Genomic DNA, 14,469 nt, shown 5'->3' with positions numbered 1-14,469 from the left:
AATATGAGAAAAAACCATCGCCAAAAAAAACACTTCGATTCATTATTTTCAACGGAAACCGAAGAAGAGAAAGACTACCGCATACACTTATTTAAGCGCCGCTCCCCAGACGATCCGATACCGGGTCTTCTGATCATTGGCGTCAATTGCTTCGAAGCCACGGACGATATGCTGTTGTCTGCGAATTGGCTCAATCGGCATATTAAAGATTGGCAGTATCTAAAATTCAATCAGGTTGAGTTCTCCATCCACAACGTGAAATGTCAAAAATACGGAGATCTAGTGCACTACGTAGAAATAAATGAGAGGTCTCGCGGATATGAGGGCTACCCATGCAAGCAAAAGGAATACAGCGGCCTAAGAAATTTTGTCTCAAGTCTTATACAAGCAAGAGTGACCCGCAGTTCTTATGTGCCAATCAAGCCGAATAAATAACGATGTAGTCCACAATTTAATCTGACATGCCAATGACCATTCCAAAGCCTTTCTGGATGGACCATTTAGCGACACTGTCCTGTCTTGGTCACATCGTCATGACCTTACAAACAGCGAACAAGACGCTATGAAAGAGAACAGATCAGCCCAAAGGCTGATCCCAAGCTCTGGTGCCGTAAGCATCTAAAGTCCGTCCCATTAGGCTGGATCGAATTGCCTCCGCGTTCCCGCTGTAGTTTGTGCGAATGACGTGGAGTTTTTTATCCGTTCTCTTGAGAGCCGTATGCAGCCACCAGCCTGCATTCGTCAACGCGGGGGCAATTCAAAATATGTGGCTTTGATTGTACTGGCTGCTCGAGGTTAACCCAATCTGGTTTGGCGACGCACGAACGCCAGTGCGTGCTCGCCAGATCAGATTGGTGCGAGCGAAGCGAGCACGGATCGATGCCACCGATTGAGCAGATTGATATGTTTTTTATGCGAGCTGTATCCCGAATTTCATTCGTGATCAATTGGCGTGAGATCCATTGCCATGAAGTCATCGTGAATTGGCACTGCACCTGCGGCGCAGCAAAACATGATGCATGCAAACGCGGCCTACGGCCACATTCACATGCATCCCATTTTGGAATTTGTAAGTCGGCTGGTTTGTGCGAAAGGGCATCGGTAGGTGATGCCACCGATTTTCGTGGCCGTGTTTCTGCTCTGTAAGCCACAGAAGCTTCTAATCTAGCTAAAGTTTCCCTGTTAAATCACTGGGTTATCTTTTGCTCATAAAAAGGTGTGATGGAAAATGTAGTAGGTCAGACAGAAAAACACAGTGGTTTTGTATTTTTTTCGAACTGAAACGGCCAATTAGTTTTTTGGCGATACAGACATCGCCGTTGATTATTTTTGTGGCAGACCGGATGGTGGTGGCTTCTTCAATCAATTCGAAAGCACCATCATGGGAAACGATAAACTCACCTTGCCAAAGACTACAGCGACCACCAATGCACAGACAACGCCGATAGCATCTTCGGTGGTTCCAGCAACGAAATCCGCTGAGCCAATTAAGGCCACCATTCCAGCTGTTATGCCGGATGCATCTGCTAAACCAAAAACGGAAGCGATTAACAACAATTCTGACGCAATTAAATCGACGCCGACGATGCAAAATGCATCCGTCGAAAATAAATCGAATAAATCAGTAGTCGAAAAAATCGGTGAAGGTCAGAAAGAGAAGCCAGCCGAGCGTACCAAAATGGACATCGCGACCGAGATTTATAAGCAGATGATGAAAACCAAGGGCGTGACAAGGAAAGAAGTGCTGGAAAAATTCATTTTGGAAGCTAAGTTATCGAAGGCCGGAGCATCGACTTACTTCCAGCTTATCAAGGCCGCACAAAAGTGAACCATAAGCCGTCCCTGATTTTTTAATAAATAGATCAAGGATGGCAAGTGTTGCTAATCGCCACTTTTCTTACGGTGAGCTGCTCTGAACGCAATGTTTAATATTGGTGATTTGCCTGAAGTCGGGCGGTGCGGTTATGTGTATTCGAAGTTTGCGTGGTGGATCAAGTGTCGAATGTGTTTGGCATGACCAAGAAACACCGTGTCGTGAATTGTATCCGACTGTGATGTTGGTTTCGGTACCCATTTTGCACCGTCAAACGTAGGATCACTTCTCCGGCATAGCAGAATGCTGGAGTAGCTTTTTCAAGATCACGCATATTTCAGGATTTAACTTTGCCTACCTTGACCGTATTGTAGGCAGGTCGAGTTCCCCCGCAATTTAAAAAATGCTCAATCATTGAGAGACTGGAAATCGGAAATCTGAACTGGATACATCTCGTACCAATTGTGAGAGAAAACAGCTTCACGTTCTTTGGGCAAATTTTCGACGCTGGTAAGGCCTGCACCGGGTAAACCCGTCGTTTGATTCACCACTAAGCATGATAACGGCGGCAACTTCTCCCGAGCACAATACCTCATCACGTAATCGAGCATTTGCGCCATGGTCCCCGCACCTTCAAAGCCGAGGTGGTTCGCAAGATGCTTATAGGTCAAAATTCTTCGGTCATGGGCAGCGGCGATAAGGATCTGCCAAATTTGCATTGCCCGTTCTTCTCGCGTCATATTCTTCGTTTTCATAGACGAAGTATATGAATTGCATCCTATTCGGTCTATTGATCTAATTTGCCTATAATGTAAGCATATTAAATCTACCTATCAGTGGGGTGCCATGTAGAGAGAGTCTTTGAGGGCCGCAGACCGTTAGGGCTCCGATACTATTTTTTTAAGTTTTTCGGCACAGACTTGATGTACGACCTTCATTAGCACGATAGTTGCTTCGATTGGGATAGCAGGAAGGCGTTGAACTTCATAGTGGTATCGCCATTCTACAAATGCTTTATTTAGAGCGGAAATTACCGCTGTAATATCAAATTCGCTTGTGAAATTACGATCTCTCAATGCGTTAGGAATCTCTGCAAGAATTGATGCTCTCGCATCATCTGGTAAGCCGGAGTAAAGGTCGCTGATATTATGTCCCCGACTCGGGCGTCCTGACATCTGCCCTAAAGTCTTTAGATAAATTTCGATGGCGAACGCACTGTTGACTATCCAGGGAATTACCAATTGTCCGTCGCGAGGGACTTTTTTTAATCCTTGGTCATAAAGTTGTGCCGAGGTTTTAGCGAACGCAAATGCTTGGTTGTACATGACTTGTTCAAGGGACATCTTCTGATTCAGTCCTTTGGACTCAAGCAAGCGGCGACTGGCGGCAAGGTCTTCTTCGTCGTTCCCAGTAATAGGAATTTCCCCCACGATTTCGCCATTGAAATAAACGGTTCTTACTGGCACGTTAGATTTTTGATTTTTATCCGTCATCTGCTGTTGAAAAACCTAATAATTTGTGGTGGTAAACATCATGACATTTGAGACTCTTCATCTAAAACTTATCCAAGAGATTTCTGGAAAATCATTGTTCGTCCTCGCTGAAGAAATCACCGGTGTCAGCGTAAAGACCTTGAGATCTGGAGGGCCGAAGCGGCCTAACAAGATAGCAGAAGCTAAAGCTCAACAAAAAAAATGGCTCTATGAACGCCATATAAACGAAGGAGGATTTTCCGTTTCGGAGGCGGAAAGACTTGCACAATTTCAGATGGAGCGCGCAAAAAGCAACCCAAGATACTTAACGTGGATTGTTCAATCAATTCAAGATAATGCTAAGGGTTATTTGTTATCGGAAGCTTTGGCGAAAACAATAGATGTCTGTGATGCTGAATTAGAGTTGTTAAAAAAAAATGATGATCTAAAAAAATACAAGGAAACGGTCTTGCGTTTCTTGAAAGAAGTCGGCACAGGGAAATGGATGATGCAATTTTCGGAAATAAAGGGAGTACGGGGAAAAATTCGTGATGCAGAGGATTTTAGCGAGCTAGATGAAGCTGTTAAAGTCTTGATGGTTTCGTCATTGTTTCAATTTCTCGCCTGCCTAGATGTTGAATTTCAAGCTTCGTATCTAACAGATCCGGATTCTGGACAAGGCTTAACACCTCAGCCATTATTTTTGCTATTGATGCCTGCGTTATCTTCTGACGCAAAATTAAACTCGGATGGATTGTATAAAGTTCGGGGTATTTTCAACTTGCCATTGAAACGGCTATTAAATATAAGTTTTTGTTTGGCCTATGCACACAGAAACAAAAAATGGCCATTGAAACGATTCAACACAAAACGCAATATAGCGGCTTGGATCGGCAAAGATGCGTCGCTTGATACGGAACAGCTGCTCTCCAAAATATATCGCGGAACAAAAGGGCTTACAACGGCAGACTTTAGTGAAATGTGGTGTTCGATGTGTGAAGTCGAAGGTCTACAGATTTTGCCTACACCGCCTTGGCCGTTATACTTCGCGGCACAGATGTTGACTCAATTGTTCGTCACACACACGCAGATAAATGGTTCTCGTGTTGCATCAGGTATCGTTGTGCCAACTTCCGACGCATATAAATATTGGTGGGACGTCTACTATAAAAAGGCTTGCGTTGCAGGTTTGAAATTCGGAGAGTTTCCTTGGCCCCGCTATTTACAAGTGAGCTGAAAATAATAATGCGAGAGTATATTCCGTTGGTTTGACATCGCAAGGTACGAGTGGAACCCAATACCTTGCGAATATACTTCACTCCATGCGGTGTTATTCCCTATCCGATTCTTCGTCTCCTTGATATTCCTCGTTATTCGGGTTTAGCTGATTTGAATGATTGTCCATTGCGTCGTCGTACGCATCATTGTTTGGATTCATGCTATCGCTGCGGTCATCGTTTGCTGTTCTGCCCATATCTCAGTTCTCCAAGAATAAAAAATTTGAAAATAAGAAGATGCCCTGCCGGGCGTTTTGTCTCATCCCATTTTGTTAGGGAAATTTGATGATGACCCAGCCTCAGAAATACAGAGTTCCGGAATAGGGAAGTTTGGGAATTAGAGCGCGAATCTGTCCCCGAAAAAAATGGCTAAGGCTTTGTTTCTGCTTCATATGCCCTGGAAGCTTCTAATCTGACTAAAGTTTTCCTGTTAAATCACATGGTTATCCTCTGTTCATAAAGAGGTGTGATGGAAAATGTAGTAGGTCCGTTATATGTCTCTTCAATATCGAAGTCATGGAAAAGCTAAGAATACAAAGTCCTAACGGAATCGAGCACATAATTGATCTGTCAACCCGATGCACTTGGGCTTGCATATCTTTGACTGCTGTTTACGTTGATGGGGGATCTGGAATTCTTCCCAACACTAAAGTTGCGCAGTGGTCAGCTGCATATGAAGATAAAAACGAGTTTGACGCCGGTCAAGTCATGATTGGTAACGGACGAATTGATTTGGAAATTGAATCTCTACGAGGTATTGGCTTAGGTTCATTATTGATGCTGCCGATAATCAGATGGATTAAGCAAAAACCTCCGGTTCCGGTTGTATTGATAAATCTTTCGGCTGAAGATGCAAAGACCACACATGCGCAGAAGAGAAGAAATCGCTTCTACGAAAAACTAGGGTTCGAGTTCGATTATCAAGATAGCGGCCTCTGGGGGGAGTCAAGACCTATGACTAGCGATAGACTCATCGCCCCAATCTTCAAGCTATCGAATGACTGGAAGGTGAAATCAATTGATGGTGTCAATTCCGTGTTTGGCTAGTCACCAACTAGTATCAGCGGGATTCGTATCTATTAAAAGTAACGTGGCTAAGAGGGTGCTCATTCTGCGTTCCAACGCGCCAATCGCCATTGTTAATTTCCCATATGCTTGATTTGATTTTTGTGCTTCAAGAAGAGCGTCTCTTGTAAGTGTCAGAGCATTCTTTATATCGACTTCTCGGGTATCCAACTTGTCTACTATCATAGGAGACCGTTTGATCGCGGATAAGATCCACGCTACCTCGAGAAGATATGGAATGTCCACGGTCTTATCTTTAATCAACGCTTGCAAACGCGCGGTTGCTCTAATTACATTGTTCGACTGAGCAAGAAACATTGAGGAGGCTGCGATATTTTTAATTCTTTTATTTTCCCCAGAGATTGTATTGACTGTTGGAATATATAAGGTCATCGTGTCCTGGCTATCCTGCCTCCAGCCTGGATCTTCTACTTCGAGGCTATATTCGATATAGCGTTGTAGCCACAGATAATATATTGGACTTTTATCAAGAGGACCGTCTTTAACGCTAGTGTAAGCAACGATGAAGGGATGAACAAACTCTTCGGCATAAGCGACCGTCCTGCGAGGGAAACCGCCTAGGCTTATGGTGCCGCCTTTACTTGCTTGCAAAGGATGAATTTCGCTTTCTGTGCCTTTAACTTGAAAAAGTAAAATCTGTGCTATCGCGCTATCACTAAAACTTTCAACCAGCGCATCAACTCCATAGTCTCGCTCGTCTACTGAGCGGATCAATAAGTCTGATCCAAGCATCAAACTCACTTTCTTCATCGCTAGTGTGTCAATTTGATGGTTCTTAGTGCGGATGGGCCAATTAGGATTCAAAGTTATCTCCTTCGAATGAGCTAAAGAATGTTCTGAGATGCTGCCGCGAAGAAATTCTTAAGCCATTTCTCATTTCAATTTGCACGCGTTGACCAGCGCAATGAACGCTAGAGCCAGTTTTTATGGCCACGTATGTTTGCTTAATTGATTCACGATTTCGGTTAAAGAGCCTGGGAGTGGATCTAAATAGTCTTTGATGTTGATGTATCTGTGTCCTTGAATCCCTCCATGTGTATTTTTATTAAATCTACATTCAACCATTTCGTCGCAAAGAAAAAATTGTGTGTCTTTGGTTAAATCCCATCCATTCCGTTCTTTCGCTTCTTTGGTTACTGCGACAATCCTGCCAATTTCTTCCTCCGTAAGTGTTACTTTCTCTTGGCTTTCGACTGCAATGACATTGTCAACTTGGTTCTCTTCTGGAGCGACCGTGCAAGTAACGACCTTACTAATTCTTCCGATAGCTCGTACAGATTTATCAGCATAGACACCAAGATAGGTGGAATGGCGGCGGTTCCACGAGGCTGGGCAGTAGTACAACTGATGGAGTATGTTTTCTTTGTGAGAACGACTGCAAGGAGGAACAAAGATAGTGTGGCTGTCTGTATCGAGAATTTTCATCTCGCTGCAAAATGCCTCAAAATCTTCAGCTAGTTCAAGCATCTCTTCGTCGTGTTCTGATAGGCATGCTCGGAAGTGCGCGATTACATCTTCAAATGAGGCTTGTAGAAGCTGCGTACCGGGCGGAATATAAGGGCTTAGTGCTTCTCTCTCAGCCGTACTTAACGTATTACTTTTTTTGCAAAGTAATAGCAGATATTGTTGAGGTTGATGAGCTTTAAAATAGGAAAGATGTTTTCTGAGTTGCTTGATACCGAAGGACGTTCCAAGTTTGGTCTCTATGGCGAGTTTGAAGCTATCTTGATAAATGTATCCGTCCAAGACGCTTGCGCCAGTTCCGATTTGTTGCTTGAAATGAAGCGATATTTCTGGCGGGTCTGCATCTTCATCAGCACAGAGCATCGAGATAAATTTTTCGAATTTTAATCGACTGTAACCGTGCAGCTTGCTGATAAAAAGCAGGCTGTTATTGGTAACCAGATTTTCTCTTTGGGAGTAGCGCTGAAAATAATGAACGGAACTCATATTAGTGTTTTTCCTTTTATTGTTATCTATCACTCATCTTAACTGATCTGTTTTATTTTTTTGCGCAGGGGATCAGTTGGTGCCTAGATCACTTAGTTTGAACCTATAGAAGCTTCTGATCTAGGCGGATTTTCCGGGGCAAATCAACGGGTTATATGTTGTTCTCAAATAGGTGTCATGAGAAATGTAGTAGGTCCCACCGAAACACTCTATTTTTCATGTTTTCTATATTCCCAATACGATTGTTTTCCGGTGTTGGACGCCGTTGATTATTTTTTTGACACATCGGATGGTGATGGCTCCTTCAATCAATTCGAAAGACGCCATCATGGGAAACGACAAATTCACACTACAGAAGACTACAGTGACAAGCAATGCACCGGCAACGCCGACGGCATCTTCGGTGGTCTCTGCAACGAAATCCTCTGAGCCAAATAAAGCCCCTATTCCAGCTGTTATGCCGGATGCATCTGCTAAACCAAAAACGGAAGTGATTAAAAACGATTCTGACGTGATTAAATCGATGCCTACGATGCAAAATGCATCCGTCGAAAATAAAACGGATAAATCAGTAGTCGAAAAAATCGAGGAAGGTCAAAAAGAGAAACCAAATGAGCGTACCAAAATGGATATCGCGACCGAGATTTATAAGCAGATGATGAAAACCAAAGGTATGACGCGAAAAGAAGTGCTGGCAAAATTCATTGCGGAAGCCAAGCTGTCAAAGGCCGGAGCATCGACGTACTATCAGCTTATTAAGGCGGCGCAAAAGTGAACCATAAGCCGATCCTGATTTTTTAATAAATAGATCAGGAACGGCAGGTAATAATAATCGCCGTTTTATCTTAATGGTGGTTTCATGGATACGATATTTAACGTGGGTGACTTGGTTAGCATGAAATCTGGCGGTGCGATCATGTGTGTGCGGAGTTTGCGCGGCGGCTCAAGCGTTGAATGTGTTTGTCATGATTATCAAACTCCATGCACGCAGATCTATCCAGTCTCACTATTGCTTGCCACGTTACCAGCTATAGAAGATGTGATGCAACAATGTTCGCCACCGAGTTGAAGTGAGCTTGAGACCAAGATGACCATTTGTTAAAGGCGGGTGGCGCTAGACTGGGAATTACTACGACCAGCATGCCGTTTATTTCGCTACTGCAAATATCGTTTGCATGCATTGGCACTTTTCCGACTTCTGTCTCGAGAATTGATGCCAGTTGTCTGGATGCACTAGCACCATGAACTATCAATGCCCTTGGTTTTATTGACGAGAGCAGATAACGAAATATCTCTTCCCCTCTATCTTTGCCGCCTACATGGCGATTTCTTGATAGGTCCGAACTCATCGGGGTGGAGTAGCAGATTACATTCGTTTCAAGAATGCCTGTTACTTTCGCGGTCTCGAGTGTTGAAACAAGCCTATCTGTATTTTTCCTTGTTGGCGATGGTTTTCCCTTCGTCACTTTATCGTATAGCTCCCGACATCCTTGGCCGTTCCTATTAAACAGTGCATCAAGATATTTATCAGCAGTCTCGACGTGATTTTTTGAATATCCATTTCTTTGATTTTTACCGACGATGAATATATTTGCGCTCATGGGCTCGCTAAGTCTCGTCATCCAAGGTCGAGGATATTGATCATTTACCGGGCTTATTAACTGCCTAATTTTTTCTTCAAACTCTTTCGAAATCATTTTTTTTCTATTGATCAACTTGGGTTCTACGCTTATCACTGCGCTAGGGTCGTCCGGTACTTTCCATATCAATGAATTCTTTTGCTTCCAGTACAGCATATTGAAGCGCATCTTGCCGGTATTTGATTGGTGCACGTCGGGAGGACGCTATACGAACTCCATTAATATCGGTTTGCCACAGCCATCCTCCAATCAGTGGCTGAACCATTTTAATTTCAACTTGTTGACCCTTGTGTTCGAATTGTTCGTTCGTCATAGTCACTCTCCCTCGAGCCGGGTCTTTTTCAGCGATATGAAGTCGTTGATTACTTCGATGGTTTTTTCCATGAAGACAGTGGCATCTGCCGAAGGAGCAAGAGTTGCTTCCATCGTATTAAGGTGCAACTGTAAAACCTCCTGAAACTGTTGTGATTGCTCTGTCGTCTGCACGGCACACAATGAATAAAGCACGGCTTTTAGGCCGGTGATTTCTCCCCGTACCTTATCCCATTCAAGGTTAGTCATTCATTTCCCCTTACTTAGGCGTAACTGTTGTCATGTATCCATGAGGACTATTGCCGCTCCGATTTTCTGAAATTCGGAGTATTGTGTTTCTACAATGAGAAAGCCCCCGAGCCTCCGATTGGGAAGAGGTCCGGGGGCTTTGGCCATGAGGGGATGGCCAGCTGTTGGGGAACAGCTGAGTCAACGATAGCCGAGTGCCGATCTAAACGAACTGGCGAGCAGGCGCGCAATCCTGAGCCATTTCGTGGGTTTTCAGGCAGCAACACTACAAGTAGTGACGGTAGTATTGCGATTTCACTCGTGATCTTGGAATTCCTAATTTGCTCTAATTAGTTCGAAACTAAATTTGCTCTGCGGGAGAACAGTGGATGCCAGACGTCATGATTGTCCGTCAGTTTGTTGCGCTTATCCAAACATATGCGATCGTTGCTGAAGAGGGAGTGCCGGTCGATGCAAAGGTGGAAAAAGCTGTTTCGGAAGCTTGCAATCATTTTTGCATTGCAGTTGGCGAAGTACCTGAGGAGCTCCTTTCGGAGTTTCGGCGTCAATTAGAAGCAATTCGTAACGCGCTGTATCCCGTCAACAGTAGGTCTACTCGAGTCTTCGACATGGCTATTACGATGCTGCCTCGAACTATCTAATAGTGTTGAATTGCACTGAATATTGACCCACGATTTTTATCGAAATTTGACCCACTCCAATTAGTCTTTTGTTTCCTTACGCGGAAGTAATGGTAGTCAATTTCTCCTGTTCTGTTGAGCGGGTTGAGCTATTTTTGAAACGATAGCTGTCGTTTCCCGTTTCTACAATGTGGCAATGATGCGTCAACCTGTCCAATAGAGCTGTAGTCATCTTTGCATCCCCGAACACTGCTCCCCATTCAGAAAAGCCTAAATTGGTTGTAATAATGAGGCTAGTTCGTTCATATAACTTGCTGATGAGATGAAACAGCAAGGCCCCACCTGTTTGGCTAAAGGGCAGATAGCCCAATTCGTCAAGAATGACAAGGTCGGTATGGAGAAGACGCATTGCGAGGTGTCCGGATCTCCCGTGCTGTTTCTCATGTTCAAGCATATTGACGAGTTCAATTGTCGAGAAGTACCGCACTCTACAATTGTGAGTTTCTATTGCTTGGGTTCCCAATGCGGTGGCCAGATGAGTCTTTCCTGTCCCCGGCCCACCGACCAAAACAATATTATCAGCCGACTCTACAAATTTGCAGCGGTGAAGTTGTCTGACGAGAGCCTCGTTGACTTCACTACAGTCAAAGTCGAACCCGTTAAGATCCCGATAGGCAGGAAATCTCGCTGCTTTCATTTGATAGGCTAGTGATCGGACCTCTCTCTCAGCAACTTCTGCTTTCAATAGTTGAGATAGGACAGGGATTGCAGCCTGGAACGCAGGGGAGCTTTGCCCCAGCAAGTCTTCTGCTGCGTGTGCCATGCCTCGCAGCTTTAGAAGCCGAAACATTTCCAACATAGTGTCATGCTGCATTTTCATCCCCACGTTTTCTCAGTTGATCATATCTTCCAACATCCGCCATTGGCTCGACTGCCAGGGCTAATGCCTGCGGCGCGTCGATGCGCGGCGCAGGCTTTCCATTCAGCAGCCGACTAAGTATGTTTAGAATCGACTGTTTGGATGGTGCGCCGGACTCCAGCGATAATTCCACTGCCTTAAGGACGATATTTTCGTTATGGAACAATACGAGAGCCAAGATTTCGACCATTTCTCGATCCCCTGAGGGGCGCTTTAGCAAAATACCCTGAAGTTGTTTGAATGCATTCGGCAGCTCTTTGAACGGCGTCCCATTACGAAGGGCGCCGGGTTTCCTTTGCAACACGGCTAAGTAATGTCGCCAGTTAAAGATAGTCTGGCCGGGGCCTTTGTCTTTGTTGAAATACCGCACATGTTCAGCAATGGTCTTTCCTTCTGCGACGAACGAGAGATGTCGCGCATATACCCGCAAGCTAATTGGTCGATTTGCAAATGACGCTGGCACGCTGTAGCGATTTCTTTCGTGCGTCACTAGGCATGTGGGAGAAACCCGTTTGGTGTGCTCGACAAAGCCATCAAAGGGTTGCCCCATCTGTAGAAGATGGGGCTTTTCGAAACCCCATGCGTCCCAGATAGTCATTTCCGCTTCTGGATGTCGAATTTTCTTCCAAAACGAGAGGCATTCGTTCTCTAGCCAGAGGTTTAGTGCCTCTAGGGAAGGGAAATCGGGCACCGTATGCCAGATACGATGCCGGCTGTCCCTCACATTCTTTTCGATTTGGCCTTTTTCCCAACCCGATGCCGGATTGCAGAATTCAGCATCGAACAGATAATGGCTAACCATGGCGCTGAACCGAGCATTTACGTCACGCTGCTTGCCGGTCTTGACTTTATCTACGGCAGTTTTCATGTTGTCGTAGATCCCTCGACGTGGAATGCCACCGAATACTCTGAAGGCGTGTTCATGCGCGTCAAAGAGCATTTCGTGAGTTTGGATCGGGTAAGCTTTCAGATAAAACGCCCGGCTATGGCTCAGTTTGAAATGAGCAATTTGTAGCTTCGTTCTTTCTCCGGCAATTACGACCCAGTCTTCGCTCCAATCAAATTGGAACGCTTCCCCTGCGTCGAATGAAAGAGGAATATATGTTCCTTTGCTCGCAGCATTGACCCTGTCTAACTGATCCACTTTCCATTGCCGGGCGAACGCGGCAACGCGATCATAAGAGCCTTCAAATCCCAACACACACAAGTCTGCGTGCATCTGCTTGAGACTTCGCTTTTGCTTCCTAGATTTGGTGGATTCGGTTTTAAGCCATGCAGATAGTTTGAATGTGTACACATCCAGAGCACTGGCTGAACGCCGGTCAGCGTAGGCTGGCTCTACAGTTTCAGAGCGCAGGTAACGTCTAACGGTGTTCCTGGAGATGCCAAGTCGCTTGGCGATCTCCCTTAGCGATATCTGGTCACGTAAGTGCCAGCGCCGAATAATTCCTAGTAATGCCACGTCGATCACTCCAATCTCCTACCTGATTGCTTAGGTAGGATTGTGTATCAAACGTGGGTCAATTTTCGATGCAAAATTCCCAGCAAAGTGGGTCAGTTTTCGATGCAAATCTACATGGGTCAATTTGCATGCAACTGACCCACATCGTCAGACGTCAAGCTGCACAGAATAAGGATTTAAGAGGGGCGGACTGGTATCGGATAATCGCGTCGTCTTCGGCAAAGAAAGTTGCAAATAAGAGCCACAGATTTTGAATGTAAGATAAGCCACGATGCAAATATAAACAAAGGTTTTAATAGGATCCGCTGCCTACATGTCTAAACTTGAGGCCGACCACATTAAAAATTAAAGAAATTGGGGAATCTTCTATGGAATATGTAGCGCGAAACTGGCGGTTCGTCGCGGATATGAATGGCGATGGAGCTGTGACCATAAGTGACGTATGGCTCTGGGTTAAATGGCTATATTTTTACCCCGGTGACGGCATACTCCATTTGCTCGCTACCAATCTGCCGTCGGTTGCAAAATTCTTTGAGGTATCAACCGATAGTTATGGTGGCTACATCTCCGGATTTATTTCCTTCTTCATATGGCTGCTCTTCTTTTCAACCTGTGCAGCAATGGAGAACAATAAGTGAGCTATTTTGAAACCTGGATGCGACAAAATGGTTTGTCTGAGTCGTCGATAAAAAAATATGAAGGTGCTGTTACCGGAGCATTGACGTTGTGGGCGAAGGACGCAGGCCTGATAGATGGTTCGTTGGCCGATGTCATTAACTTGCCGGAGTTTTTGAGTCTTTCGAAGAAGATAGCAGTGTTGCCTATATTCGAGCAGCGTAATGCTACCGGGCATCACATGTATAGCAGCGCCTTGGCAAAATATTCGCAATATTTGCGTGAGACTCGATCTACGTTGGTAGAAGAAGATATTGACGCGGTTATCGAATCGGTAACGCTAAGCGAGACTGAGAAAAAGTTACTTATAAAGGGCCGCATCGGCCAGGGGCATTTTCGCGGCAAGTTAGTGAATTATTGGAAAGCTTGCTCTGTGACCGGATATGCCGATATCAATCTTCTGGTCGCATCTCACATCAAACCTTGGGCGGTATCTAGCAACAAGGAACGAACGGATGTTTTCAATGGCCTTTTATTATTGCCGAACATCGACCGGGCTTTTGATCTGGGATATGTCAGCTTTGAAGATTCGGGTCAGATAATTATATCGGCCGCCTTAGGTGACCCTGTACTACTTGGAATATCGGCGGGTATGCGTGTCAAGTTGCGGCCGGAACATCTGGGCTACATGCAATATCACCGGCAATATCGGTTAAAGAAATAACGACAAACTCCCGTCACCTACTCTCCTCCGATAAACGAGCGACTGGTCACATGTCACGCATCCCTAATAATCTAAATGGTTTCGTTCAGTCGCTCCGTAAAGAAATCGCAGGAAATTGCGGGATAAAAAAAGGAGAGATAACGGGGGCGACGCACACTGCATATCAGCAGCTTTTTGTGACCAAGGTGGGGGCGAAAATGTGATGGCTGCTAACTCCGTGATTAAAGTGGAGTTTTCGAAGTTACTACATTCGACTGCGCTGAAACCCGCATGAACAGTGGATGTTTTTGATGTGGCGGGGCTTGGGAAGCTTCTGCTCTACCATTGTGC

17 protein-coding genes are annotated in these 14,469 nt (G+C 45.0%); 8 read left to right on the top strand and 9 right to left on the bottom strand.

Features of this window, described 5'->3' with window-relative positions; all coding sequences use genetic code 11:
• Together HLUSI_RS34155 and HLUSI_RS0114260 are read left to right on the top strand one after the other, a co-directional pair.
• A partial coding sequence (locus HLUSI_RS34155) for a hypothetical protein (RefSeq protein WP_238534004.1) occupies positions 1–435 on the top strand: 435 nt, incomplete at its 5' end.
• A 1,075-nt stretch (positions 436–1,510) separates the two neighbouring features.
• Positions 1,511–1,828, top strand: a complete 318-nt coding sequence (locus tag HLUSI_RS0114260; RefSeq protein ID WP_016834608.1) for a hypothetical protein — start codon at positions 1,511–1,513, stop codon at positions 1,826–1,828.
• Between the two features lie 392 nt (positions 1,829–2,220).
• On the opposite strand, the gene HLUSI_RS0114255 is transcribed toward HLUSI_RS0114260, so the two are convergent.
• Together HLUSI_RS0114255 and HLUSI_RS0114250 are read right to left on the bottom strand one after the other, a co-directional pair.
• The gene (locus HLUSI_RS0114255; RefSeq protein ID WP_414086880.1) at positions 2,221–2,532 is read right to left on the bottom strand and encodes a hypothetical protein; all 312 of its coding nucleotides are present in this window, start codon (positions 2,530–2,532) and stop codon (positions 2,221–2,223) included.
• A gap of 159 nt (positions 2,533–2,691) precedes the next feature.
• Positions 2,692–3,306 (bottom strand): hypothetical protein, encoded by a 615-nt coding sequence (locus HLUSI_RS0114250; RefSeq protein WP_016834606.1) that lies wholly within the window; start codon positions 3,304–3,306, stop codon positions 2,692–2,694.
• Positions 3,307–3,346: 40 nt separating this feature from the next.
• Here HLUSI_RS0114250 and HLUSI_RS0114245 point away from each other — a divergent pair, with 40 nt between their 5' ends.
• Both HLUSI_RS0114245 and HLUSI_RS32740 read left to right on the top strand, forming a co-directional pair.
• Complete coding sequence (locus tag HLUSI_RS0114245; RefSeq protein ID WP_016834605.1) at positions 3,347–4,522, top strand: hypothetical protein; 1,176 nt, start codon at positions 3,347–3,349, stop codon at positions 4,520–4,522.
• Between the two features lie 556 nt (positions 4,523–5,078).
• A complete protein-coding gene (locus tag HLUSI_RS32740) occupies positions 5,079–5,609 on the top strand; it encodes a GNAT family N-acetyltransferase (protein ID WP_157137873.1) in 531 nt (176 codons plus the stop codon).
• Here the strand turns inward: HLUSI_RS32740 and HLUSI_RS0114235 are convergent, their stop codons facing one another.
• Complete coding sequence (locus HLUSI_RS0114235) at positions 5,610–6,452, bottom strand: DUF4365 domain-containing protein (protein ID WP_157137872.1); 843 nt, start codon at positions 6,450–6,452, stop codon at positions 5,610–5,612.
• A gap of 120 nt (positions 6,453–6,572) precedes the next feature.
• A complete protein-coding gene (locus HLUSI_RS32735) occupies positions 6,573–7,598 on the bottom strand; it encodes a hypothetical protein (RefSeq protein WP_157137871.1) in 1,026 nt (341 codons plus the stop codon).
• 457 nt (positions 7,599–8,055) lie between these two features.
• Here HLUSI_RS32735 and HLUSI_RS28720 point away from each other — a divergent pair, with 457 nt between their 5' ends.
• On the top strand, positions 8,056–8,373 hold the full coding sequence (locus tag HLUSI_RS28720; RefSeq protein WP_016834601.1) for a hypothetical protein: 318 nt from the start codon (positions 8,056–8,058) through the stop codon (positions 8,371–8,373).
• Positions 8,374–8,626: 253 nt separating this feature from the next.
• Here HLUSI_RS28720 and HLUSI_RS32730 read toward each other — a convergent pair whose 3' ends face one another.
• Genes HLUSI_RS32730 through HLUSI_RS0114220 form a run of 3 tightly spaced genes read right to left on the bottom strand, consistent with a single transcriptional unit; the run spans position 8,627 to position 9,799 of the window.
• On the bottom strand, positions 8,627–9,295 hold the full coding sequence (locus HLUSI_RS32730; protein WP_157137870.1) for a hypothetical protein: 669 nt from the start codon (positions 9,293–9,295) through the stop codon (positions 8,627–8,629).
• A 43-nt stretch (positions 9,296–9,338) separates the two neighbouring features.
• Positions 9,339–9,551: a hypothetical protein gene (locus tag HLUSI_RS32725; protein ID WP_157137869.1), complete on the bottom strand. Its 213-nt coding sequence runs from the start codon at positions 9,549–9,551 to the stop codon at positions 9,339–9,341.
• Positions 9,552–9,553: 2 nt separating this feature from the next.
• A complete protein-coding gene (locus HLUSI_RS0114220) occupies positions 9,554–9,799 on the bottom strand; it encodes a hypothetical protein (RefSeq protein WP_016834600.1) in 246 nt (81 codons plus the stop codon).
• 368 nt (positions 9,800–10,167) lie between these two features.
• Here HLUSI_RS0114220 and HLUSI_RS0114215 point away from each other — a divergent pair, with 368 nt between their 5' ends.
• Positions 10,168–10,440 carry a hypothetical protein gene (locus HLUSI_RS0114215; protein ID WP_040503509.1) on the top strand — a complete coding sequence of 91 codons (273 nt, stop codon included), beginning with the start codon at positions 10,168–10,170 and terminating at the stop codon, positions 10,438–10,440.
• A 76-nt stretch (positions 10,441–10,516) separates the two neighbouring features.
• Here the strand turns inward: HLUSI_RS0114215 and istB are convergent, their stop codons facing one another.
• The gene (gene istB / locus HLUSI_RS0114210) at positions 10,517–11,293 is read right to left on the bottom strand and encodes an IS21-like element helper ATPase IstB (protein ID WP_016834598.1); all 777 of its coding nucleotides are present in this window, start codon (positions 11,291–11,293) and stop codon (positions 10,517–10,519) included.
• Positions 11,283–12,809, bottom strand: a complete 1,527-nt coding sequence (gene istA, locus HLUSI_RS0114205; protein ID WP_016834597.1) for an IS21 family transposase — start codon at positions 12,807–12,809, stop codon at positions 11,283–11,285. The genes istB and istA overlap by 11 nt, the downstream gene beginning before the upstream one ends.
• A gap of 314 nt (positions 12,810–13,123) precedes the next feature.
• Between istA and HLUSI_RS0114200 the strand changes: the two genes are divergently transcribed.
• Together HLUSI_RS0114200 and HLUSI_RS0114195 are read left to right on the top strand one after the other, a co-directional pair.
• Entirely contained in the window at positions 13,124–13,438 is a 315-nt protein-coding gene (locus HLUSI_RS0114200) for a hypothetical protein (RefSeq protein ID WP_157137868.1), read from the top strand.
• Entirely contained in the window at positions 13,435–14,139 is a 705-nt protein-coding gene (locus HLUSI_RS0114195) for an HNH endonuclease (protein WP_016834595.1), read from the top strand. The genes HLUSI_RS0114200 and HLUSI_RS0114195 overlap by 4 nt, the downstream gene beginning before the upstream one ends.
• The last annotated feature ends 330 nt before the right edge of the window (positions 14,140–14,469 follow it).

The organism is Herbaspirillum lusitanum P6-12 (assembly GCF_000256565.1).
Classification (GTDB): domain Bacteria; phylum Pseudomonadota; class Gammaproteobacteria; order Burkholderiales; family Burkholderiaceae_D; genus Herbaspirillum; species Herbaspirillum lusitanum.
Note: the sequence above shows the minus strand (reverse complement) of the source record. Positions and strands in the feature narration are given on the sequence as shown.